Source organism: Pigmentibacter ruber (genome assembly GCF_009792895.1).
In the GTDB taxonomy this organism is placed as follows: domain Bacteria; phylum Bdellovibrionota_B; class Oligoflexia; order Silvanigrellales; family Silvanigrellaceae; genus Silvanigrella; species Silvanigrella rubra.
On the sequence record NZ_WSSC01000001.1, the window covers coordinates 851,289 to 875,637 of the forward strand.

At 30.0% G+C, this 24,349-nt stretch carries 18 protein-coding genes, 1 tRNA gene and 1 pseudogene; 17 read left to right on the forward strand and 3 right to left on the reverse strand.

Features of this window, described 5'->3' with window-relative positions; all coding sequences use genetic code 11:
* The first annotated feature begins 23 nt into the window (after positions 1-23).
* On the forward strand, positions 24-1,412 hold the full coding sequence (locus tag GOY08_RS03535) for a metallophosphoesterase (RefSeq protein ID WP_158997207.1): 1,389 nt from the start codon (positions 24-26) through the stop codon (positions 1,410-1,412).
* Here GOY08_RS03535 and GOY08_RS03540 read toward each other — a convergent pair whose 3' ends face one another.
* The gene (locus GOY08_RS03540) at positions 1,413-4,286 is read right to left on the reverse strand and encodes an AarF/UbiB family protein (protein ID WP_158997209.1); all 2,874 of its coding nucleotides are present in this window, start codon (positions 4,284-4,286) and stop codon (positions 1,413-1,415) included. It lies immediately after the preceding gene.
* Positions 4,287-4,435: 149 nt separating this feature from the next.
* Here GOY08_RS03540 and GOY08_RS03545 point away from each other — a divergent pair, with 149 nt between their 5' ends.
* From GOY08_RS03545 to GOY08_RS03605, 13 genes are all read left to right on the forward strand, one after another.
* The gene (locus GOY08_RS03545; protein ID WP_158997211.1) at positions 4,436-5,683 is read left to right on the forward strand and encodes an aminotransferase class V-fold PLP-dependent enzyme; all 1,248 of its coding nucleotides are present in this window, start codon (positions 4,436-4,438) and stop codon (positions 5,681-5,683) included.
* Between the two features lie 135 nt (positions 5,684-5,818).
* Positions 5,819-6,388, forward strand: coding sequence for a Fe-S cluster assembly sulfur transfer protein SufU (sufU, locus tag GOY08_RS03550; RefSeq protein ID WP_158997213.1), 570 nt, complete (start codon positions 5,819-5,821; stop codon positions 6,386-6,388).
* 28 nt (positions 6,389-6,416) lie between these two features.
* A complete protein-coding gene (gene sufC, locus GOY08_RS03555) occupies positions 6,417-7,169 on the forward strand; it encodes a Fe-S cluster assembly ATPase SufC (protein WP_158997215.1) in 753 nt (250 codons plus the stop codon).
* Positions 7,170-7,208: 39 nt separating this feature from the next.
* Positions 7,209-8,648, forward strand: coding sequence for a Fe-S cluster assembly protein SufB (sufB, locus tag GOY08_RS03560; RefSeq protein WP_158998062.1), 1,440 nt, complete (start codon positions 7,209-7,211; stop codon positions 8,646-8,648).
* Positions 8,649-8,653: 5 nt separating this feature from the next.
* The gene (locus GOY08_RS03565; RefSeq protein ID WP_158997217.1) at positions 8,654-9,949 is read left to right on the forward strand and encodes a SufB/SufD family protein; all 1,296 of its coding nucleotides are present in this window, start codon (positions 8,654-8,656) and stop codon (positions 9,947-9,949) included.
* Positions 9,950-9,954: 5 nt separating this feature from the next.
* Entirely contained in the window at positions 9,955-10,293 is a 339-nt protein-coding gene (locus GOY08_RS03570) for a Rieske (2Fe-2S) protein (protein WP_158997219.1), read from the forward strand.
* Between the two features lie 24 nt (positions 10,294-10,317).
* Positions 10,318-10,815: a YajQ family cyclic di-GMP-binding protein gene (locus tag GOY08_RS03575; RefSeq protein ID WP_158997221.1), complete on the forward strand. Its 498-nt coding sequence runs from the start codon at positions 10,318-10,320 to the stop codon at positions 10,813-10,815.
* A gap of 237 nt (positions 10,816-11,052) precedes the next feature.
* The gene (gene kdpA / locus GOY08_RS03580; protein WP_158997223.1) at positions 11,053-12,768 is read left to right on the forward strand and encodes a potassium-transporting ATPase subunit KdpA; all 1,716 of its coding nucleotides are present in this window, start codon (positions 11,053-11,055) and stop codon (positions 12,766-12,768) included.
* Position 12,769: 1 nt separating this feature from the next.
* Entirely contained in the window at positions 12,770-14,797 is a 2,028-nt protein-coding gene (gene kdpB, locus GOY08_RS03585; protein WP_158997225.1) for a potassium-transporting ATPase subunit KdpB, read from the forward strand.
* Between the two features lie 9 nt (positions 14,798-14,806).
* Entirely contained in the window at positions 14,807-15,379 is a 573-nt protein-coding gene (gene kdpC, locus GOY08_RS03590; RefSeq protein WP_158997227.1) for a potassium-transporting ATPase subunit KdpC, read from the forward strand.
* A gap of 39 nt (positions 15,380-15,418) precedes the next feature.
* On the forward strand, positions 15,419-16,525 hold the full coding sequence (locus GOY08_RS03595; RefSeq protein WP_158997229.1) for a kinase: 1,107 nt from the start codon (positions 15,419-15,421) through the stop codon (positions 16,523-16,525).
* Positions 16,526-16,532: 7 nt separating this feature from the next.
* Positions 16,533-17,573, forward strand: a complete 1,041-nt coding sequence (locus GOY08_RS03600) for a transcriptional regulator (RefSeq protein ID WP_158997231.1) — start codon at positions 16,533-16,535, stop codon at positions 17,571-17,573.
* 82 nt (positions 17,574-17,655) lie between these two features.
* Complete coding sequence (locus GOY08_RS03605) at positions 17,656-18,507, forward strand: hypothetical protein (RefSeq protein ID WP_158997233.1); 852 nt, start codon at positions 17,656-17,658, stop codon at positions 18,505-18,507.
* On the opposite strand, the gene GOY08_RS03610 is transcribed toward GOY08_RS03605, so the two are convergent.
* Positions 18,500-19,432, reverse strand: coding sequence for a DUF2797 domain-containing protein (locus GOY08_RS03610; protein ID WP_158997235.1), 933 nt, complete (start codon positions 19,430-19,432; stop codon positions 18,500-18,502). The two genes, GOY08_RS03605 and GOY08_RS03610, sit on opposite strands and share 8 nt — an antisense overlap.
* Before the next feature lie 142 nt (positions 19,433-19,574).
* Here GOY08_RS03610 and GOY08_RS03615 point away from each other — a divergent pair, with 142 nt between their 5' ends.
* From GOY08_RS03615 to GOY08_RS03625, 3 genes are all read left to right on the forward strand, one after another.
* Positions 19,575-21,488 carry a lytic transglycosylase domain-containing protein gene (locus tag GOY08_RS03615; RefSeq protein WP_158997237.1) on the forward strand — a complete coding sequence of 638 codons (1,914 nt, stop codon included), beginning with the start codon at positions 19,575-19,577 and terminating at the stop codon, positions 21,486-21,488.
* 52 nt (positions 21,489-21,540) lie between these two features.
* Positions 21,541-21,632: transfer RNA gene (locus GOY08_RS03620), tRNA-Ser, on the forward strand.
* Positions 21,633-21,929: 297 nt separating this feature from the next.
* Positions 21,930-22,694 carry a transporter substrate-binding domain-containing protein gene (locus tag GOY08_RS03625; protein ID WP_158997239.1) on the forward strand — a complete coding sequence of 255 codons (765 nt, stop codon included), beginning with the start codon at positions 21,930-21,932 and terminating at the stop codon, positions 22,692-22,694.
* Positions 22,695-22,739: 45 nt separating this feature from the next.
* Here GOY08_RS03625 and pgtP read toward each other — a convergent pair.
* Positions 22,740-24,047 (reverse strand): annotated as a pseudogene (pgtP, locus tag GOY08_RS03630) (phosphoglycerate transporter PgtP); the annotation flags it as partial.
* Positions 24,048-24,349: the final 302 nt, after the last annotated feature.

A 24,349-nucleotide genomic window follows, 5' to 3' on the forward strand; every position in this document is an offset into this window, starting at 1 on the left:
TTTAATTTAAGCAGGGAGGTTGTATGCATAAATTTTTACGTTTTATATTTTGTGGATTGTTTTTTTTAAGCTGTTCCTTTGCTGTAGCAAAAGATTTTTTATCTATAAGTGATATCCATTTTAATCCATTAGAAATATGCGATGACCATACGAACCCAAATTGTAATTCTTTAATAGAGGAATTACATAAATCTGAAGGAAATTCTTGGGGGATAATATTTAAGAAATATTATCAAAAAAATAAGATAACTGTATATGGGAAAAATACTAATTATATTTTACTAAACAGCTTTTTAGAAGAAATTAAAAAGCAAAGTTCGAAAAAAAAATTTGAATTTGTGATAGTTTTGGGAGACTTTCTAGCGCATTATTTTATTCAAAATTATAATGCATATACAAAAAATATGCCAAAAAATAAATATGATAGTGTGGAATTATTTGTAAGTAAAACAATGCAATATATTGCATATGAATTAAGAAATTCTATTGGAAATAATATTGAAATATTTCCAGTTTTAGGAAATAATGATTCTTCTGTCGATAATTATAATGTAGATAATCCGAAAAAGAGTAACTTTTATAAAAATTTGCAAATAACTTGGGGAAATTTGAATAAAGGTGTATTGAATTCATCGTCTTTTCTTGAAGGAGGTTATTATATAGCTGATACAGGTTTAAATAATTTAAAAATCATCGCCTTAAATACAAATATTTTTTCGATAAATGGAAAAAGTCAAGATAATTTAAATCTAAAAAATATGTCGATAAATCAATTGGATTGGTTAGAGAATATTTTGAAGAAAAATAAAAAAGATAATTTTTTAATTATATCGCATATCCCAAGTGGAGTAGATGCTTACACTACTGCTATAAGAATTGAGAAAAGTAAAGATAAAGTCTCATTTTGGAGTTCTAAAAATTATAATATTGAAAATAATTATCTTAAAATATTAAGTAATTATTCAAATAATATAAATGGAATTTTTGTAGGTCATACTCACCATGACGGGTTTCAAATTTTAAATCAAGAATTAGGATTATATACCGTTTCTGTTCCTTCAGTTAGTCCCGTTCATTTCAATAATCCTTCGTTCAAAATATTTAGTATGAATGATGCAAATAATTTAGAAAATTCAGTAACAAATTACTTTGATTTAAAAGAAAAAAAGTGGATTCAGGGAAATAGTTTTAATGAAATTTTTGAGTGTAAAAATATTTTTATTGGTATCCAAGGTTTAGTTGGAAAGTGGCTTAAAAATTTATCTGAACCTGATGAAAAATTTATGAAGTATTTTTTTGTGAATTCTCCATTTGCAAATCAAATTAGTAGTAAATGGAAATACTATGCTTGTGCAATGAGCGATAATTTAGAAAGTAGTGATTATTTAAATTGTATCAAACAAGAGAATTAATTACTTGCTCATTTTTTTATTTCTACTTAAGCCAAAAAGAATTAAATTAACTAGATCTTCTGTTGGCATTGGTAGCAAATGCATAGAAAATTTGAGTCTATTAATATATCCTCTTAAACTCCAAAGTAAACCTTCTAGTAACAAAGTTTTCATCCGAAAAAAACTACTATATGCCATATTAGCCAACAATACATCACCAAATTTATTTTTTTGGGAAACTAAATAACTTTGTTTTGAACTCTCTTTCCAAGATTCAACACGCATTAAAAATCGCCAGATAATTTTTGAACTTAAGGGTAATCCAGAAAATGAGGTTTCCCAAATATTAGCGAAGCGTAGAGAATACAATTTCCTAGCGGCAATTTGTACTTCTCCAATTAATTGAGTTTCATCAATGGTTCTAAGGTAACTATACTTGCTCCAAGATTCAACTATTTTCCAGTAATCATCTAATGAATTTCTGCGAAGTTGTTCTAAACATTCTATGGTACAAAAACTTCTAGCAATACTTGCAAGCTTTACAAATTCTTGTCTTTCTTTAAGCCATTTTTTAGTTGGGGTCTCAATGACGTATCGAACAGTAGCAGGCCTCACTTTATCAACAATTTCAATATAAAGATCGCTAGTAATTAATAAAGTTTGTCCATCTTGACTCATTTTTAAATTTGGATGATCTTCTGGAGATACTCGCCGAAAATGAATATTACAAACATTTGCTTTAGCAAGATCTCTTACATAAGAATTTAGTGTCTCTAAATCTCTTTCATCGAGTACTGGGCCTATGTCAAATTCAGGTAATTGGCGTGTAAATTCAAAAAGAGTTGATAAAATAACTTTTGAAACTCGCAGTATTCCGACATCCCAAACTGTTCCTATAAGCTCTTTTAATGTAAATTGATTTCGGAGAATTAAGCCAAAATTATTTCTTACAGAAATCGAAGAAGTTGTTAATGCTATTTGACTTAATCCCCGTAAAGCAGCTTGAACTTGGACTTTTAAATCAATTTGGTTTTCACTTAAAGTTTTAATAAATTCGCCAACAAATCTTGTTAAACTTGTGCTACCCATAGATAAATTTAAAAATTTACTCAAATCTTCAACTATAGCATTTGATTGTAAAGTTTCAGGGTACTCAACTAAATGATGTAGAGTTTTATAAACTCCTTCGGCATCTCTTAATAATAATCTATATATTAAATGCTTAAATTCTTGTCTTGTCTTAAGATCCCATAAAAAACATGGATTCAAATCAATCATTGAAGTTTGATTTGTAATATCATCAAATAAAATGTTACCTGGATGTGGATCTGCCCAAACAACTCCTTTAGTAAATACAAGATCTATATATGATGAAGCAATAGAGTCTGCAATTTCTCTCCGCTCAAGGTATTTTGCTTGAACAATTTTAGTTACTTTAATTCCTGGCATTTTTTCCATAAAAACTATATTTTGAGATGATAAAAAATATCTTGGTACCTTTATGAAATCAAGGCTGTCTAAAGCATTTCGAACTTTTTCTGCATTTTGTTCTTCTTTGGTGAAATCAAGTTCCTCTTGACTTTGCTTATGGTAATTAAGAACAGATCTGCGTAATGTAGAAACAATTCCTAGTAATTCTGAAGCTGTGTCTTTATTAATAGAATTGTCTGTTAAAATTAGTTTATTAGCTTCATCTGTTAATTTTAAAATATGTTCGCATTGAGTTGCAAATATTTCTTTTAAATTCGGTCTTTGAATTTTAATTAAAATATTTTCAACATTAAATTTTTCTTTACCAAGTGGAGTCAATTGGAATAAATAAAGTGCTCCTACGCTAGCGCTTGCAAAATGTTTAATTGGAATTTGTGGAATTTGAAGATAGGCTTTCCATTCAATAAATTGAGGTTGATTTAATGTTTCTATTAAAAACTCCCATGATTTTTCAATACTTGGAAATATTCCTCCAGCTTCATCTTGAGTAGTTCTCAGTTCTCTTGCCAAACTTGGCGGGCAAAGTTCTGAAATAACTTGGGATATTTTTACATATAATCCACCCATTTCTTGAATTGCAATTGCAATAACTCTGCCGTTTGAAAACTCATTATGTGGTGTACAGGCAATAGATAAAATTGCATTAATACAGCTTTCTCCAGGAATTGCCTCAATAGCTCCTGCTAAAATAGGAGCTAATACTTTTCCTCTGGTGTCAGTTGACAAAGTTTTGTTCAATAGAGGTAACACTTTTTCTTGATAAACAGAATCTAAAATCTCTTCAGCTAAAATATAAATTTCTTTACGTTCTTCTTTTTTTAATTGAAAAAGAGCATTAAAAAAAGTCTCTTTCAAGTTGGGAAATCTTTCTGCAGCATGAGAAGACAATGCCGGTATAATTTCAATAATTCCCGCAATTCTTTCTCCTAAAGGTCCAAAAGCAGCTTTTAAAATTTGTGGTTGATTAAATAATGCAATTAATTGAGGATTCTTTTCAATTGTTAAGCAAACCATTTCAATAAAAGGAGCTAAAAGTTCTTGAGTCACATCAGTATCTGTCAATATTTCTGTTGATAATTCACCAATGTTTTCTTGCAGAGCTTTTATTGACTTTTCAATTTGAGTAAGTAATGAATCACTCTGAGGAAAAAGAGCTTTCGTAATTCCTTTTATCAAACTAAAACGTCCATATTGTGTTTTTGCAGAAGATATTGGAGTTATGGCAATTTCAGCAAATACAAATGAAAGAAATTTTGAAATTACTACTGATTTTATTCTTATTTTTTGACTTAAAGGAATGACCCAACGATAATCTAAAGATGCTACTTTTTCTAAGCTTTCTTTATAATTATTTTTTTTGTGTTCAATTTTTTGTTTTTTCTTTTTGTTTTTTCCAAATTGCATTTATCTGAATCCTTTATTAGGGATATGGCTGTGCTAGTCAGTCATACCTCTTCAATAGAATTGTTGACATCATTTAAGCATTTTGCGACCCCTGTGTCAGATAAATTTTGGAGGCTGAAATTTCACTGCCAACCAAAGGAAGGAATGAAATGTTTGCAAAAGTTCTAGGCGCTCAAATTCGGAAAGAATTCCCAATTTTCAAAAATAACGAAAAAAAAGTGAATGGACAAATTTTACCTTTTGTTTATCTTGATTCCGCTGTTTCTAGTCAAAAACCAACGGCTGTTATTCAAGCAATGGTTCAGCATATGGAGTCTGATTATGGCTCAGTTCACAGGGGAGCATATGGTGTTTCCATTCGCTCTTCTCAGCAATTTGAGGAAACACGAAGTATTGTAGCATCTTTTCTAGGTTCTTCAGTTCGGGCAGAGCAAATCATTTTTACTAAGAGTACAACTGAAAGCTTAAATATTATTGCAAATGGAATAGCCGAGGTTTATCTCGATGAGAAAAGTAGAATTGTTACAACAGCAATTGAACATCATGCAAATTTAATTCCTTGGCAGCAGGCCGCATTAAGAAAAGATTGCGAATTAGCCTATATTTCTTTGGAAGGAATAAATTCTGAGAAATTGAAATTAAATCTACTTGAAGCAAAAAAATTAATAACAGCTAATACGAAAGTCGTTTCTTTAGCGTATGTGGGAAATGTTTTAGGTCAAATCAATCCCATTGAAGAGATCATAGGGCTAGCTAAAAAGGTGGGAGCCTTAGTTGTTCTAGATTGTGCGCAAAGTATGAGCACTCATTCTGAAGATTTATTTGCTCTTGGCGCTGATGCTATCGTATTTAGCCCGCACAAAATATACGGTCCTTCAGGTATTGGTGTTCTTGCTATGAGTAAAAAACTAATAGCTGAAATTCCTCCTTTATTGTTTGGTGGTGGGATGATTTCTTCAGTTACTTTAGAAGAAAGTTTATGGACAACTGGTCCTGCAAAATTTGAAGCAGGCACCCCTCCAATCACAGAAGCAATAGGATTAAAGGCCGCTATCGAATGGCTAGAGCAATGCGGAAGGCAAAGAATTCAGGAGCATGCCCAAAAATTGGCAATGCAGTTTGCAGAAGGACTGCAAAAAATCCCAGACATTGAGATATTTAGCCCTTTAACTGGTCGGGAAACAATTATTCCTTTTCGCCATAAAAAAGTTCATGCTCATGATCTTGCTACTATTTTAGACTATAGCAATGTTGCCATGCGTGCGGGGCATCACTGTGCCTGGCCCCTTATTCGCAGTTTAGGAGTAGACGCGCTTGTCAGAAGTAGTTTTGCTGTCTATTCGGATAGTGATGATGTGGAAATTGCCCTCGAAGCTATAAAAAAATCTTATAAATAGAGCGTGATTTATTGTAAATATTTATAATATGTTGATCTAGCGTCGCAATTGTCGATCTTATGTATATGAAGTGCTATCCCTTATTATAGGTTGCATTTTGACCTAAAGTGATAAGAATTTTGGAGTTTTGGAAGTATGTCGGAAAACCTGCAAGCATCACAGGCTATAGAATTAAATTCATTGTATCAGGAAGTAATTGTTGACCATTCAAAACGACCGCGTTTTAAATCTAAACAATTTCCTTGCCAATTTTGCCAAGAGGGGAAAAACCCTTTGTGTGGTGATATGATAACGGTCTTTTGCAATATTCAAGCCAAAGAAAATTCCTTACCACTTCTTTCTATTGGTTTTGATGGTTCCGGATGCTCAATTAGTCAGGCCAGTGCAAGTATTATGTGTGAAAAACTCCAAAATGTTACCTTAATTCAAGCTCAACAAGCTATACAATTTGCTGAGCAAATATATACTGGTAAGGTAACTATTAATTCTAATGATTTGGATGAGGATATAGAGGCCCTAAATGGTGTAAGTAAATTTCCTGTCAGAATAAAATGTGCTGCGTTACCTTGGAAAACTTTGGATCTTCTTCTAAGCGAAAGCTTTGATGAAAAAGGTATGCCAAAAAGTGTCTGTGATAAAAACGAGAATTGCGCAAAATCTAATAATAATAAACGTAAATTAAAAATTGTAACAACAGAAGCTTAGAATTTGTTATTTTAGGAGATCGTTCCAAATGTTATCCATTAAAGACTTAAAAGCATCAGTAGGTGAAAAAGAAATTCTTAAAGGAATAAACCTTGATATTCCTAAAGGTGAAGTACACGTCATTATGGGCCCCAATGGTGTAGGTAAATCTACTTTGGCACATGTTTTGATGGGATCAAAAGCATATCAATTATCCAATGGATATATTTATTTGGATTCCGAAGATATTAGTCAACTGGACACTGCAGAGAGAGCTAAAAAAGGTGTATTTCTCGCATTTCAATATCCTGTTGCGGTACCTGGACTTCGATTATCAGAATATCTCAGAAATTTATATAATATTCGTCACGAAAAACAATTAAGCGTTTCTGAGTTTAGAAAAGTACTAAAAGACAAACTTCAACTTTTAGAAATCGACAGAGTCACTTTACAAAGATATTTAAACGATGGCTTTTCAGGCGGTGAAATGAAGCGTTTTGAAATGCTGCAACTTCTATTATTAGAACCAAAATTAGCCATTCTTGATGAAATTGACTCTGGAGTAGATGTTGATGCGCAAAAAATTGTGGCTAATTGTATCAATCATGTTGCTAAAGAAACTAAAACAAGTTTCTTGATCGTTACACATTATCAACGTCTTCTAAGTTTTATAAAACCTGATAAAGTACATGTTGTTTTAGATGGAATTATCCATCGCTCTGGTGACATGTCTTTGGTAGATGAATTAGAACGTAAGGGCTATGATCATATTCGTCAAAATCATCCTACAGTGACTTTATAAACTTAAAGTTTGCGAGGAATAGTTATGCAGAAGAAAAAAATGAGCGAACAAGATCCAAATTTAGAAGCTAAATCTCAGTTAAATATTCTTGATGATTACAAATATGGATTTCATGTTAAAGAAAATTATGTATTTAAAGGTGCTAAATCAGATAAAGGCTTAACTAAAGAAATTGTAACTGAAATTTCTAAGTTTAAAAATGAACCTGATTGGATGTTAGAATTTAGATTAAATGCCCTTAATATTTTCCATGAAAAACCAATGCCTACTTGGGGTGACACCAAAGCTCTGAATGAAATTGATTTTACAAATATTCACTACTTCGTTAGGCCTACTGAGAGAGTTGGAACCAGTTGGGATGAAGTACCTACTGAAATTAAAGACACATTTGACCGTCTAGGAATTCCAGAAGCAGAACGAAAGTTTTTGGCAGGAGTTTCTGCACAGTTTGAATCAGAAGTTGTTTATCATAGCATGCAAAAACAACTGGAAGAAAAAGGCGTACTTTTCTTTGATATGGATACAGGTCTCAGACTTTATCCAGATATAGTTAAGAAATATTTTGGGTCTGTTATTCCATCACATGATAATAAATTTGCGGCATTAAACTCAGCAGTTTGGAGTGGTGGTAGTTTTATTTATGTACCAAAAGGGGTACATGTAGATATCCCATTACAAGCATATTTTAGAATTAATACTGAAAATATGGGACAGTTTGAAAGAACTTTAATAATCGCTGATGAAGGTTCCTCAGTGCATTATATTGAAGGTTGCACTGCTCCTGTTTATCGTTCTGATTCATTGCATTCCGCGGTAGTAGAATTAATCGCAATGAAGGGTGCAAAAATTCGTTATACAACAATACAAAATTGGTCAAAAAATATTTTTAATTTGGTGACTAAAAGAGCTTATGCTTATGAAGATGCGTTGGTCGAATGGGTTGATGGAAATATTGGTTCTAAGTTAACAATGAAATATCCTGCAGTTTACTTAATGGGACCTCGAGCAAGAGGTGAAATTTTATCTGTTGCTTTTGGTGGTAAAGGAATGCATCAGGATGCTGGAGCAAAAATTATTCACGCAGCGCCTAACACTACAAGTGTAATTACTTCAAAATCTATTTCAAAAGATGGTGGATGTACAACTTACCGAGGACTTGTAAAAATACCGAAAGGTATTGTTGGTTGTAAAAGTAAAGTGCAATGTGATGCTTTGCTAATGGATGAAAAATCTTCTTCTGTAACATATCCAACTATGGAAATTGAAGAGCAAATTGGTACAGAAGTGGGGCACGAAGCAAGTGTAAGTCGTGTCAGTGATGAACAAATTTATTATTTAACAAGCCGTGGTTTTTCTGAACGTCAAGCTACTTTAATGGTTGTAAATGGATTTATTGAAGCTTTTGTTAAGGAACTACCTATGGAATATGCAGTTGAATTAAATCGATTGATTGAAATTGAATTCGAAGGAGTAGGTTAAAAATCATGACATTAGATTATTTTGAAGGAAAAAAATTATCTTTGTGTCCAACTTACCCTGAAGAAAGTTGGCGAAAAACTAACCCTGAAATATTCTTTTTACCAGAGGATGAAGTCTTAAATTTTGAAGGCAATAATACTTTAGAAAATTTGCAAAATCATTTTCTTCCTTGGAAAGTAGCTTTTAGAAGTGCTAGTTTATTAACAGATAAAATAAATGATTTGACATTATTTTTAGGTACTAACAGTATAGAAACCATCAAAAATGAACTCTCTAGAATTGTTTTTGTTGAAATATTTAATGGTAAAGTTGAAATATATTCGGCAGATTCTTTGAAATCTATAATAGAATATTCTTCTAAACCAGCAGAAATTGAGTCTATAGCTCCTAATAGTGATATTGGTTTCGCTTTAGCAAGTCGATTGAAAGCTTCTTCTCCCCATGAATTTTGTATTTCAATAAATAATACTAGCTGTAATGAAGTTCCTTTATTAATCGTTAAAAATAATACTTCTCCTGATTTTTCTCAGTCTTATTCAGCAATAAAAATTGAAGTAGACAAAAGAAGCAAAGCAGATTTATTATTAATTGATGGGCGAGCGCAATTTAATTATCATAGACATACTTTAGTTATTCATGAGCATGGTATTGTAAATCAGTTTTGGTTACAATATTCCAGTATAGAAATGAATAAGTCGGTTTCATTATATGAACGGTTAGTAAAGTTATCAGAAAATGCAACATTAAATGATGCCCAAATATTTTTGCCTGAAGGAAATTCTAGAGTAACATCAAATATTCTTTTTAAAGGCGAAAAAGCTCAAGCAAATTCTGGTGGAACAGTTGTTTCACTGAAAGGAAAATTTGATTATGAGCCCATTCAGCACCATAAAAAACCCCAATGTCAATCAACATTAAATTTAAAAATGATTTTAGCCTCCAGAGCAAGAAGTGTATTTCAAGGTTTAGTTAAGATTGATAAAAATGCTGGAAAAACGAAGGCTGTTCAATTAAATAAAAATCTTTTGCTTAGTAAACAAGCTAGAGTTGATGCTTCACCAAGATTAGAAATCTTACCAAATGATGTGGTTTGTAAGCATGGTAGTGCTACTGGGGAAGTTGATCAAAAACAATTATATTATATGGCTACCCGAGGTTTTTCTCCTGCTGAAGCAAAAAAGCTTATCATCCATAGTTTTGCTAGAGAAACATTAAATAATTTATCAGAAGCTTCTGTATTGCTACCTATTGCAGAAGCAACTTTAGAACATGTGCTTGTAAATACAATTGATAAGGTTTAGGCATCATGTCCTTTTTTAGAGTTTGTTTGCTTAGTGAATTATCGGATTCTAAACCAAAAAAATTTGAAATTGATGGCATTGAGATGTTATTTGTCAAATCTATTTCTCAATTTGGTAAAGTTTGGGCTTTTGATAATAATTGTAACCATGCTGATAAGCCATTAGAAAATGGAAGATGGAATGCTGAAAAAGCTGAAATAACCTGTCCATTTCATAAAGCAATTTTTTCAATCAAAGATGGGGGAGCAGTTCAGGCTCCCCCAGCCTGTGTTCCTTTATCCGTTTACGAAACAGAAATAAGAGAAGAAAATTCTATCCATGTTGTTTTTGTAAAATTAGATTAATTTATTAATAAAAGGGGAATCCTTATGCCTAGCTTTGATATTGTTTCAGAAGTTAGTATCCAAGAAGTAGATAATGCAGTGAATCAAGCACAAAAAGAATTAGCATCTCGCTATGATTTTAAAGGCAAAAAGTATGAATTGGTTTTGGATAAGCAAAAAGCTGAAATGAAATTAACAGCAGACTCCGAATCACATGTAATTGCAATGGCAGATATTGTAAATTCAAAGTTACTTAAACGTGGAATAGATTTAGTTTCTTTAGATGTCGATAAAATAAAACCTGTTGGTGGAATGCAATTGTCTCAAAGTATTAAAATAAAACAAGGAATTGAGACAGATATTGCAAAAAAAATAACTAAAGCAATTAAAGATGCAAAATTAAAAGTTGATACCCAAATTCAAGATAAACAAATTCGTGTTTCTGGAAAAAAAATTGATGATTTACAACTTGTAATTGCAATGTTAAAAGAAAAACAACAAGAATTCAAAATCCCAATGCAATTTGTTAATATGAAAAGTTAAGTTTTATTTTCCCCATTTGCTTCTTTTCTTGTTAATTCATTACTTATAAAGTTCGAAGATCTTATAAAAATTGTATTTACTGTACTTGCCTTTTTTATTTTAAAATAATATTACTCCTGAATAATATTTTAAGGTGAAAAAATGCTTCTTCATTATTTGGATTATTTTCTAGTATTTATTTCAGCACTTATCTTTTTTTATTTATTTTATATGATGTTTTTTTCTAAGGAATAGAATATGTCATATTTTGACTTTGAGTTTTTTCTTTTTTTTCTTTTTCTTTTAATTTTATCATCTTATTTTTTAGGAAAATATATTTATTATGTATTTCAAGCGGATTTTTTATTTAAAAAAAGTTTATTTGGTAAATTAGAAAATACTATTTTTCGATTTTGTAAAATTGATCCAAAAGAAAACATGTCTTGGAAGAAATACTCGTTAGTTTTAGTTTTTTTTAATGTTTTTCTTTTTTTTATTACCTTTATTATCTTAAAATCTCAAGAAAATCTACCTTTAAATTTTTTACAAGCAAAAAATATGTCAACAGAACTTGCAGTTAATACTGCAATTAGTTTTGTAACAAATACAAATTGGCAAGCTTATTCAGCTGAGACAGAAGTTAGTTACTTAACGCAAATGCTTGGTTTAACACCACTAAATTTTTTATCAGCAGCAACAGGAATTGCCGCGTGTGTTGCAATATTAAGGGGATTTACTCAATTTCAACTAAAAGGTATTGGTAATTTTTGGTATGATTTATTTAAAACGGTTTTTTATATTCTACTTCCAATTTCTTTTATCTTTGCTGTTTTTTATATTTCACAAGGAGTTATTCAAAATTTTTTACCACCACAAGAATTTATTACTTTAGAAGGTATTAAACAAATAATACCACAAGGTCCAGCAGCCTCTCAAGTCGCCATTACTTTACTTGGTACTAATGGTGGAGGTTTTTTTAATGCAAATATGGCTCATCCATATTTAAATCCAAATGCATTAACTAATTTTGTTCAAATTCTTTCAATCATTTTAATACCAAGCTCTCTTGTATTTACTTTTGGAAAAATGAGTAAAAATATGAAACATGCTTGGACAATTTGGATTACAATGTTTATTTTTTTCGCAGTTTTAACATTTATTTTTAATTTCTTAGAACGTTCTGGAAATCCTCTTTTATTTAATTCAATTTCAAATTTAAATTGGGAAGGGAAAGAAACTCGTTTTGGATTATTTGGTAGTACTTTGTTTAGCATAGTAACAACAATTACTTCGTGTGGAGCTGTTAATTCTGCCTTAAGTAGTTTGTCACCTTTAGCTGGTGGAATAGCATTATTTAATATGCTATTAGGTGAAATTATTTTTGGTGGCGTTGGTTCTGGTCTCTATGGAATGTTACTTTTAATAGTGATTACAATATTTCTGTCAGGTTTAATGATAGGAAGAACACCAGAATATTTAGGAAAAAAAATAGACGCAAAAATCATTAGAATTGCCACAATACCAATAGTAGGTATTAGTATAGTTTTATTAATTTCTGTTTCTATTTCATTGACATCTGAAGTAGCAAAATCTGCAATAGGGAATCCTGGTGTCCATGGTTTTACTGAAATATTTTATGCTATAACATCCACAATACAGAATAATGGAAGTTCTTTTGGTTCATTAAATGCAAATACTACTTATTGGAACTATTTAACATCTATATTAATGCTTATTGGGCGTTATTTAAGTGTAATTCCTGTTTTAGCGATTGCCGGAATACTAATTCAATCTAAAAAGAAAGAAAATAATTTAAATCCTTTTCCAATAGTTGGTGGAATATTTATTATATTGCTTTCAGCAACTATTTTAATTGTGGGAGCTCTTACTTATTTACCTGCTTTTGCCTTAGGTCCAGTATTAGAACATTTGCAAATAATTTCACATTCAAATTTAATACATGGAGTGAAGTGATATGCAAAATTCAACATTACTAAATTATTCAATAATAATTCCAGCAATTAAAGATTCATTTAAGAAGCTTAATCCAATTAAATTGTATCATAATCCTGTCATGTTTGTAGTCGAAGTAACTTCCATAATAGTAACTATAGTATTTTTAAATTCGCTCTTTTTTTCTCGCTCTGAAAATATTTCTTTTCAGTTACAAATTACAATTTGGCTTTGGTTTACTATTTTATTTGCGAATTTTTCAGAAGCAATAGCAGAAGGAAGAGGAAAAGCACAAGCTGAAAGTCTGAAAAAAACAAGGAAACAAACTGTAGCAAATGTTTATGATGTGAAATCAAAAACTGTCCAGAAAATTAATGCAAGTCAATTGACAAAAGGCTCACTTGTGAAGGTTTCTGAAGGCGAGCTTATTCCATGTGACGGAACTGTAATTGAAGGGATGGCTACAGTCGATGAGTCTGCTATAACAGGTGAATCAGCACCTGTTATCCGAGAATCTGGAGGAGATCGTTCAGCTGTTACAGGAGGAACTACTGTATTATCTGATGAAATAATTGTTGAAGTAACTGCTGAACCAGGAAAAACATTTTTAGATAAAATGATTGCTTTAGTAGAAGGAGCAGAAAGAAAAAAATCTCCAAATGAAGTAGCTTTAAATATTTTATTATGTGGTCTAACCATAATATTTCTAATCGTAGTTGTTACTTTAAAGCCGATTGCATTGTTTCATACTTCAAATATATCGCTTATTGGATTAATTGCTTTATTAGTTTGCTTAATTCCAACAACAATTGGTGGACTTTTAGCTGCAATTGGTATTGCCGGGATGGATAGAGTACTGCAACGAAATGTGATTGCCATGTCAGGAAAAGCGGTTGAAGTTTCAGGAGATATTGATGTTTTACTTCTTGATAAAACAGGAACCATTACAATCGGCAATAGAATGGCTTCCGAATTTTTACCAAGTTTAGGTGTAAATGTAGAAGAATTAGCACAAGCAGCATATGCGTCCTCATATTTTGATCAAACTCCAGAAGGAAGATCAATAGTAAAATTAGCTACTGAAATGAATTGCATTTTTAATTTAGCAGGTGAAGCAAAAGCAATCCCATTTTCTGCAGAAACTCGAATGAGTGGGCTTGATACTTTAACTGATTCTTTTCGCAAAGGTTCGAAAGATGCCATTGCAAAATGGTTACAACATTTTCAAGGAAAAATTCCAGAAGAAATAAATAAACATGTAAATGATATTGCTAAAATGGGTGGAACACCATTGGTTGTAGTAAAAGGTTCAAGAGTACTGGGAGTAATTTATTTAAAAGATGTAGTAAAACCAGGAATTAAAGAAAGATTTGTGCGCATACGAGCTATGGGTATTAAAACAATTATGATCACAGGTGATAATAAATTAACAGCACAATCAATAGCTCAAGAAGCAGGTGTTGATGATTTCTTAGCAGAAGCAAAACCTGAAGATAAATTAAACCTAATAAAGTCTTTAAAAAATGAAGGATTTATGGTTGCAATGACGGGTGATGGAACAAACGATGCTCCTGCATTGGCGCAGGCTGATGTTGGTCTTGCCATGAATACAGGTACTCAAGCTGCAAGAGAAGCTGGAAATATGATTGATCTTGATTCAGATCCAACAAAAGTAATTGAAGTAGTGGAAATTGGAAAACAGTTGCTTATTACAAGGGGAGCTCTAACAACTTTTAGTATTGCAAACGATATTGCTAAGTATTTTGCAATTATTCCTTCATTATTTTTAACAAGTATTCCAAGTTTAAAAATATTTAATATTATGAATTTAGCAAGCCCTGAAAGTGCAATACTATCTGCAGTTATTTTTAATGCGCTTATAATTATAATACTTATTCCACTTGCTTTAAAAGGTGTAAAATATAGACCTCAGTCAGCAAGTAAATTATTGAGATATAATATTGTAGTGTATGGTTTAGGTGGTATTATATTTCCATTTATTGGAATTAAATTAATAGATATTATTTTAGTAAGTTTAAACTTAATATAGGAAATTAAAATGTTAAGAATAATTTATAATACTTTTATGATTTCTATTTTGTTTTATATTGTTATAGGTGTTATTTATCCTTCATCTATTTATTTAATAGGTAATGTTTTATTTGAAAAAAAAGCAAATGGTAGCATTGTGTATTTAAATTCTAAACCAATTGGTTCTAAATTAATTGGACAAAATTTTACTAGTGATAAATATTTTTGGGGCAGGCCTTCAGCAGCAGGAGAAAAAGGTTATGATGCTTTGAGCTCTGGAGCATCAAATTATGCTTTTTATAATGAAAAACTTTTAAAAAGAATCAATGATCAAGTTATTTTTATTAAACAAAAAAATTTATTGCCTGATTCTCAAGAAATTCCTAGCAATTTAATTATGGCTTCTGCAAGTGGATTGGATCCGCATATTACTGTTGATAGTGCGAAACTCCAAATAAAACGTATTGCTTTAGCAAGAAATATTAGTGAAGAAAAGGTAAATGATTTAATCAAAAAAAATACTGAAAAACCATATTTAACATTTATGGGTCAAGAATTAGTAAATGTATTACAATTAAATGTTTCATTGGATACTTTATAAAATAATATTCTATGAAAAATATAAAGGAATTTCTTTTGAATGAGATCTTTTGAAGAAATTATTAAGAGTAAAAATAAAGGTTCTTTAAAAATAATTTTAGGTTATGCAGCTGGCGTAGGCAAAACTTTTTCTATGTTGTCTGAAGCCCAAAACCTAAAAAAAAGAGGATTTGATATTGTAATAGGATACGTTGAACCTCATAATAGGGCAGATACAACATCTCTTTTAGAAGGCTTAGAAAAAATACCATTAAAATCTTTTCAAATTGCAAATCAAATTTTTCATGAAATGGATGTTGAAGAAGTGATCCAAAGAAAACCTGAAATTGTTCTTGTTGATGAGCTTGCACATACAAATATTAACGGAAGTCGAAATGAAAAAAGATATTTAGATGTCTTAGAAATACTTGATAGCGGTATTAATGTTATTTCTACTTTAAATATTCAACACCTCGAATCAATAGCAGATAGAGTTTCCGCAGCAACAAAAGTAAGAATTTTAGAAAGAATTCCTGATAAAGTTCTTCAAGTAGCACATCAAATAATAATGATAGATATAAGTATGGAAGATTTACGTGAGCGACTTAGATCTGGTAAAATTTATGAAAAAAGTAAAATTGATAGTGCTTTAACTAATTTTTTCTCTTATGATAATTTAACTTTTTTACGAGAAATATGCCTGAGAGAAGCTGCAGGTAATTTGTTTCAAAAAATGCAGGAATCTATTCAAGATAAAAATAAATTTAATGCAGAAGAAGCTGTAATGATTGCATTAAGTTCTGATCCAACAAATGCACCAAATTTAATTCGAAAAGGAACTAAAATGGCAGCAAGACTTTCAAGCAGAGTTTTTGTTGTTTACGTTCAAAAAAAAGCTGAAGATTCAGTTCATATAGACTCACAACTGCAAAGAAAAATTCAAAAAAATTTTGATTTAGCCGTAAGATTAGGTGCTGAAGTAGTAATATTACAAGGTGAAAAAATTTCTGATACGTTAGTAAATTTTGCTATAGAAAATAAGGTATATCATGCTGTTTTTGGTAAATCTCGTTTATCTCCTATTAAAGAAAGAATAAGAGGATCTATTATTTTAGAATTTATTCATGATGCAGTTGGAGTTGATGTTCATATTGTCAATGTTGAATGAGGTTATTATGAGCGTTTTACCACCGATGCGTAGAGGAATTGCTATAGAAGTTTTAAAAATTTTACTTCTATCTAATCTATCCTCATTGATTTTAATTTTTATTGTTTACTTTATTGGGAAAAACCCTAAGAACTATATTGCATTAAATACTCAAAATCTTCAATCACTTTTATATGTTTCAACTCAATTTGACAATATATTTTCTTCAAATTCTCGTTATATGTTTTCTAAAGATGAATTGCAAAAATTAAATGATTCTTTCTATACTCTTGAAAAAAGAAATATTGAAAATATTAAAATTATTGAGCTAAAAAAAATTATTAATAATTATATTAAGTATCAAAAAATGACGAATAAAGATTACGTATTTTCAAGAGAAATTTTGAATTATTTAATAAATAATAATTATGAAAATATGAGTAAAGAAATTTTAGAAAAAGAAAATTTTTCTACCTATATTTTGGGACTATGCTGCGCTTTATTTTTTATTTCTTTATTTATTTCCATTTATTATTCAGAAAGACTTTCTGAAAAAATTGCAACTCCTATTAAGAAAATTTCTGAAATCTTAAAATTTAAACCTGACTTAGGGCAGAAACTAAAATTTCCAGAAGCTGAAAATGTTGAAATGAAAACTCTTATTTTAGAATTTTCTGAATTATGGAATAGATTAAGTGATCTTAATAGATTTAATATTAGAAATTTACGTTACAAAGAATGGGAAATTAATGAAATTATAAATTTTTATTCGAATGGAATATTTGTCTTAAATCATTTAAATAAAGTAATTTATTATAATCATATATTAAGAAAAATTATCGGTGCAGAAAATTATGAAATTAAAGGAAATAATTGGTATGATTTATCAATTTCCTCTAATAATTACATTATTATTCGTGATTTAATAAGAAAAGGGGCTTTTGATAAAAAAGAAACAGATTTGGTTTTTGAAAATATAAAAAAGCCTTATATAATAAGAAAAAGTGAAATTAAGGATCAGCATGGAAATCTAGACTTTATTATTTATGAGTTAGTTCAAGACTTTTGAAATAAAATTAATATAAATTAATTTTGTGAAATCAAAAAATTCCTCTATTATTCTACAAACAATATAGTAAAGGAGGTTTTTGTTGAAAAATATTCTAAGTTTTATATTTTTTTTAATTTTTCTTTTGCAATATAATTCTGCATTTGGGTCTAGAGGTTTAATATTGAGTGCAGATAATTCTATTAATTACTATGAAAATGGATATTTAATTCGGCAAGTATTAATATTACCCAGCATTAATTATTCCATTTCATATACCGGAGATAACTTTTTTTATGCAAAGTATTTTAAAGAAGATAAGAAATATTCTTTGCATTCTTGCAATCTACTTACTTCCAAATGTAATCCAATAGAAACGCCAAAAGAAACAGCAGAAATTATAGATATATCATTTACTGATTATGGCTATGGGTTAATAGCAAGAAAAGATAATAAAATTGACATTTATTTGGAAGGTAATTATTCAAATACTATGTTTATAGAAGGCAGAGAAATAAAAGGAGTTTCATTTGTAGGGGACTATTTTTATGTATTGCAGGTGAAAGAAAATAGATATAATTGGATTTCATCTAGTATTAAAAAGTGTAGTTTGTTGAATTTGGTTTGCATCGATTATATTCAGCTAAATCAGCAAATTACCTCAATTTCAAGCAATGATCAAAATGAAATTTTTGCACTTAGTAAAGATGGTTATGTTTTTTATTTTTTCAATGGTGAATTTCAATGGCAAAAAAAATTACTAAATTATTATGCAGATAATTTATTTTATACAGACCAAGGATTTTTTATCCGCCAACAATATAATGAAAGAATTAATAACATATTACAACCGAGTCGTTATACTGCTAGTTTTTTTCTCTGTACTGTGGAAGAAAAGTATTGTGAAAAAATTCAGACGTTGAATTCTATTCCTGTAAAAGGATCTTTTAAGTAATATCAAAATCAACGAAAAATCCTTCATGCTTTCTGACATTGAATACATGATTTTTAAAAATTAAATATTGCCCTTTAATTCCTAATATTTCATCTTCAAAAATACTGTTTTTTTCTAAATTAATAGATTGATATTTATTTACTTGATCTGGAAAAGGATATTCAATATTTAAGATAGTAGGTTTTTCAAATAATAAAATTTCATTCTTTAGGTTTAAATGTGAAGGTAATTTTGCCTTGAAATCATTAGACTCAAGAAGTGAATTACTTTTAATCCAATCTGATATTTTGTAATATGTTTCATGAAAGAGCGAAGTAGTTGGTCTTTCATTTCCAGATTTTAACATATTTAGCCAATGACTTTTATCATGAATAATTTCTTTCAATTTATGCTCTAATATTCCAGCTTGATTTCTTGATGATACTTTTGCGAGTAATGCTGCACTTGTTGCTCCTTGATCTATCCATCTTGTGGGAACTTGAGTTTCTCTAGTTATTCCAACTTTAAATTTATCTGTAAAAGAAAGATAGACATAGTGTGGCTGATAGCAGTATGCATCCCCCCAAGCAGGTTCACGACAAGTACCATTCATGTAGTGACATAAATGTGGACTCATAATACATTTATCAGCACATGCTTTGTATTTAAAACAAGGAAAACAAAAACCATCAAATAGTTTTTTCACAACCTTAGTACAAGAATTGCATTTGTAATTGCCTAAATGTGATAATTTTATTGTATTTTGTTTGTTAATAGGAAGGTCTTTTTCTTTATCAAGAAAATATGAAATACTTATGTCTACTGTTTCTTTGGAATTATGTTCATTGTTTTCAAGTAGTGCTAATGAAAAAGTTGTATTTCTTGAAATAATTTCATAATTCATTTTCACCAATGGATAATTTCTTTTTTGGAGGATATAATTCAAGATTGACACCCTTTTCGTCAAAGTCTAAACATGATGTAACAATGTGTTGATTTCAACACCCGAGCATTTTTTGTAACATATAAAATATAAAGCAGTCATGCCGATAACACTAAAGTGTCTGTCATGAAGTGGAGCCAAGAAGGTGAAATTTAATAATATCAGTATCTTAGATAAAAATGTAACCTCTAAAAAAAAGAAAGCAACTCTTTCTGCTTGTAAATTTCTAACAACATTATGTTTTTTGCCATTGCTAGTAAGCTGCCAAAGTTCTTTAAAACAATCCAATTTATATTTATCCTCTGAAAATTCAGAAATATACAGTAAAAACAATATTTTAGATGAAAAACTAACTAGCTCTGAAAATCAACAAGCAAATCAAAATACTTCTAGATTTGATGTGAAAAAAGAAAATAGAAAGCAGGTTAGAGCTAAATCTGAAAAACCCCAGGTAGCTTATGCTCCTCCTAAAAAAACAAAACCAGAAGAAGATTTGGAGTTATCTTCGGATAACAATATTGTTCCAAGTTCTGAAGAAACGGAAGATCTAAACGATAATCTTTATTTAACAACTTCTGATGAAGCCATATCCCTTGAAAAACTTGATAGCTCAGAATTAGGTGGATTTACACAAAATTATTCGTTAGGTGAGGGGGCTGAAAACACTCTTATATGTGATGACAACATTTATTATGACTCTTGGAAAGAACAATTTGATTCGCAGTGGTTAGCTGCACATGGACATGAATATTCTTCTGTAGCACAAAAAAACAAAGCTTTAGCGCTCGCTAGAACAAATGAGTACATAAAAATAGTTTATCCTTCAATTGAAAAAACAGGATTTGATTTTCCTGTTGTTATCAATCAACAAGTTTTGCAATGGATAAATTATTTTACAAATTCAGGACGAAATTATTTTGTTGTTTGGCTAAAACGTGGAAGGGCGTTAATGCCGCAGATGGAAAAGATATTAGAAGAATATGGTCTTCCTAAAGATTTAAAATATTTATCTATGATAGAGTCAGGCTATAATCCAAAAGCCCTTAGTTATGTTGGAGCTGTTGGTTTGTGGCAATTCATGCCTGCAACCGCTAGAGAAAATGGACTTGTTATTAATGATTATTTGGATGAACGGCGTGATTTAGTTAAATCGACAAAAGCGGCTGCCAATTATTTATCTCGTCTATACTCAACATTTGGTTCATGGCATTTATCAGCTGCAAGTTACAACGGTGGGCCTGGTTTGGTCAGAAAGACTTTACGAAATTATGGAACAGATTCCTCATTTTTTGAATTAACTTCAATGGGAGTTGTTAATAAAGAAACGGCTGATTATGTTCCAAAATTAATAGCAGCCATGATCATAGCAAAAAATCAAGAGAAATTTGGCTTTGATACAACCGATGCTCCCCTTCCTGCACCTTCAAAAATAATAGAAGTAAAGCGTTCTATTGCTCTCTCTGATTTAGCGCATAATTTGAAAATTGATAAAAATATTTTAGAAGCAATGAATCCAGAACTTAGATTGGGGATTACTCCTCCCCCTAGTGCCACGTCTGAAGGGAAATTTGATTTAGAAGTACCAGCTAGTCATTATGACAATGCTCTATTAGCAATTAATCAATTACCAGAGGCTTCAAATAAATACATTATCGCTGCAAGAATTCATAGACGCGAGTCCTTGGCCTCTTTTGCCGCACGTTATAAAGTATCTCAATCTGCTTTATTGCATGCTAATAGTAAGTTAAAATCCAATGCACTTTTGCGGAAGGGTCAAGTGGTATATATTCCAATATCTTTAGGAAATGGCATGTATGATAAACTCACTTCGCAAAAGTTTTTGTCCAAAAGAAATGCATCTAAAAAGCAACAATTACACCATGTTTCTTCTAAAAATAACAAAATGGTAGCGCAAAATGAGCATATTGGTAAGAATAAAAAACTTAAATCATCATCAAACCATAAAAGTAAGAAAAAAATAAAAAGTCTTGCTGCTCAACAAAAAAATAGTAAAACTAAGAAAGTTGCTACTTCAGGAAATCGGAAAACTTCTCGCTAGACCCATTTGCCTTTCTAAAATATGTTGTGATAGTCAATAGAAGTCAGGAATTGGAGAGCTGGCAGAGTGGTTGAATGTACCTGATTCGAAATCAGGCGTGCTCATTTTAGGGTACCGAGGGTTCGAATCCCTCGCTCTCCGCCATTTTAGTTATATTTAAGAAATTCATTCTGATATATTTTATAACTTAATTAAGTGATAAAAGCTAATAATTAAATAACTATTAAATCTAACAATTTTTCAAAAACCTTGTCTTATAAATTAACTGAAATATCTGTGTTTAAAAAATATTTTATATTTATAAATCATTAGTTTATTTTTTAAATTTGAAGAAAAATTTTATCAATCTATTTCCTTCAAAAAACCAACACTCAAAAATTTTCTTTTAATAGTATTATTATTTAAGAAGATTTGAAAAGAGATCTTTGTATTGGAGGAGATGTGAAAAATTTTGTCTTTTGCATTTTTATTTTGATTAATAGTAAGTATATTTTTGCAAATAATTATATTTTACGTGTCCCAACATTTGAAAGTAAGCCTAAGTTTTATAAAGAAAATGGTAAGGTTAAGGGATTATGTATAGATGTTTTGTCTGAAATTGAAAAAATAGAACCTAAGTTAAAATTTACGGGTATGGATGAACAAAGCTCAATTATTCAAATAGAGAAAAAAGTAACAGATGGTGAGGCAGATATCTTCCTTTGTAATGGGGAAACAGAAAGAAGAAATATTCAATTAAAAAAAATAAATATTCCAATTTTTCAAGCACAGTCTGTTTTGGTTGCAAGAGCTGAAGATTCTGTTGAAATTAAAAATTTACAAGATTTGCAGAAACTCTATCCTAATAATTTAGTTCTTTCATGGAAAGGAACGGAACAAAATAGTTGGATAATAACAAAGTCAAAAGTCATGACTGATAGCGGAATTTCTGGTACTAATAATATGGAGCGTTTATTTCAAATGTTATTAACAAATAGAGGACGTTTCTTATTTGTTCAAAAATATACTGCTTTAAATAGTATTAAAGAATTAAACTTGGAAAAAAAAGTTAAAATTCTTTTTCCACCTCTCTCTGTTTCAAATAGATATTTTTGGATTTCAAGAAAGGTACCAGAAGAAGTTTTTCAATTAATAGAAAAAGCATTATCTAAACTAAAATCTAAAAAAGTACTAAGTCAATTAGCAAAAAAATATAATATTAATTAATACTTTGTGATGTTACTTTTTTATTTCTTTTGGGTTTAAATTAATATGAGATAATATACAAAATACGATGCATAAAATAGCGCCTAGCATAAGGGTATAAAAACCAGCGTGCCAGCCAAATTTATCCACTAAAAATCCAAATAAAGATGTTCCTAGTGTTGCTCCTAAAATGTAGCTCATGAAACCTCTTAATCCTACAGCAGATCCAACTGCAAATTTAGGAACAACTTCCATAGTTTGAACTGAGGCTAAAAATTGCGGGACATAAATAAGGCATCCAACAATGGATGCAAATATTGTGACTGTGTGAACGGATTCACTTTGCCAATAACCAATAATACAAACAAAAATTAATGACATACAGATAATTGCGAGAGGCATAGGTCTGCCTTTAAATAATTTATCTGAAATGTAGCCAGCTAATAGAGTAGAAGGGATAGCAGCCCATTCAAAAAATAAAAAAGCAATGCTCATTTCATTTTTGGTGAAATCTTTTTCTTTCAAGAGATAGATTGGTAGCCAACTTAACATCCCAAAACGCACCATATAGACAAAAACATCAACAAATGCGACATACCAAGCATTTTTATTTTTTAGGACATATTTAACAAAAATTTGATAAGCAGACATGTTTTCTGGTGCTTGCTGTTCATTATTTTGATTCAAACCCATTTTTTCAGGAATTATTTCTTTTAATTCAGGTAGCCCTTCCTGTGTTGGAGAACCTTTTCCTAAATAGATAACTAAAAAAGCTATTCCAATTGAGATTCCTGCAGGTATTATAAAACTAGATATTTGCCATTTATCTTGACCTAGTAGTGCAAGAGAACCACCGATAATAGGCGAAACAACTCCTCCACCTATATTATGTGAAATATTCCAAATGGAACCCACACGTCCTCTTTCTGAGCTTGGGAACCAATTTGCAATGGTAATAAATGAGGGAGCGACTCCCATTCCTTGAAATATTCCATTTAAAACGACAAAACCAGCAAAGACCCAAAAAAGAGAGCTAAACCCAAGCCCTATATTAACAATTGCGCAAAGAATTAAGCCTAAGGCCATGTACATTTTTGGATTTGCTTTATCTGCTAAACTACTCATAACTCCTTTACTAATTCCATAAGAAATGAGCATACAACTACTTAAAAATCCTATTTGAGTATTTGTTAATTGCAATTCATGTTGTAAGTATGGTGTAGAAAGGGTAAAATTATTGCGAACAAGATAATATGATAAGTAGCCAACAAAAACACTAGAAAGAGCCATAATACGAAAACGATTATAAGTTTCTTTTATGTTTTCATTTGGAACTTTTACAGAAGATGTTTTGGGTTTTAATATTGAAAACATTTGAACCACCAAAATAAAATTATTTTTAATTATATTTTATATTATATGAAATAGTATAAAATATTCAATCTTATAATTCTTTTTATCTTTGATTATCAAGTTTATTTTGATTTATTTTTATTATTTAAATACTTGCATGAGTTATATAATGTTTTATTTTATTTTGAGAGAATTAAAAAATTTTCTTCATAAGTAATAAATATCTCATTATTACTTATGAATAATGGGCTATTGTATTTTTTTTAAATTTGTTAAATAGAGAATAAATTTGTTGTTTTAATATCTCATGATTATAATTTTTA

Coding starts and splice junctions, on each gene's coding strand:
- GOY08_RS03535 (WP_158997207.1), top strand. CDS start 24: ATGCATAAATTTTTACGTTTTATATTTTGTGGATTGTTTTTTTTAAGC.
- GOY08_RS03540 (WP_158997209.1), bottom strand. CDS start 4,286: ATGCAATTTGGAAAAAACAAAAAGAAAAAACAAAAAATTGAACACAAA.
- GOY08_RS03545 (WP_158997211.1), top strand. CDS start 4,436: ATGTTTGCAAAAGTTCTAGGCGCTCAAATTCGGAAAGAATTCCCAATT.
- sufU (WP_158997213.1), top strand. CDS start 5,819: ATGTCGGAAAACCTGCAAGCATCACAGGCTATAGAATTAAATTCATTG.
- sufC (WP_158997215.1), top strand. CDS start 6,417: ATGTTATCCATTAAAGACTTAAAAGCATCAGTAGGTGAAAAAGAAATT.
- sufB (WP_158998062.1), top strand. CDS start 7,209: ATGAGCGAACAAGATCCAAATTTAGAAGCTAAATCTCAGTTAAATATT.
- GOY08_RS03565 (WP_158997217.1), top strand. CDS start 8,654: ATGACATTAGATTATTTTGAAGGAAAAAAATTATCTTTGTGTCCAACT.
- GOY08_RS03570 (WP_158997219.1), top strand. CDS start 9,955: ATGTCCTTTTTTAGAGTTTGTTTGCTTAGTGAATTATCGGATTCTAAA.
- GOY08_RS03575 (WP_158997221.1), top strand. CDS start 10,318: ATGCCTAGCTTTGATATTGTTTCAGAAGTTAGTATCCAAGAAGTAGAT.
- kdpA (WP_158997223.1), top strand. CDS start 11,053: ATGTCATATTTTGACTTTGAGTTTTTTCTTTTTTTTCTTTTTCTTTTA.
- kdpB (WP_158997225.1), top strand. CDS start 12,770: ATGCAAAATTCAACATTACTAAATTATTCAATAATAATTCCAGCAATT.
- kdpC (WP_158997227.1), top strand. CDS start 14,807: ATGTTAAGAATAATTTATAATACTTTTATGATTTCTATTTTGTTTTAT.
- GOY08_RS03595 (WP_158997229.1), top strand. CDS start 15,419: ATGAGATCTTTTGAAGAAATTATTAAGAGTAAAAATAAAGGTTCTTTA.
- GOY08_RS03600 (WP_158997231.1), top strand. CDS start 16,533: ATGAGCGTTTTACCACCGATGCGTAGAGGAATTGCTATAGAAGTTTTA.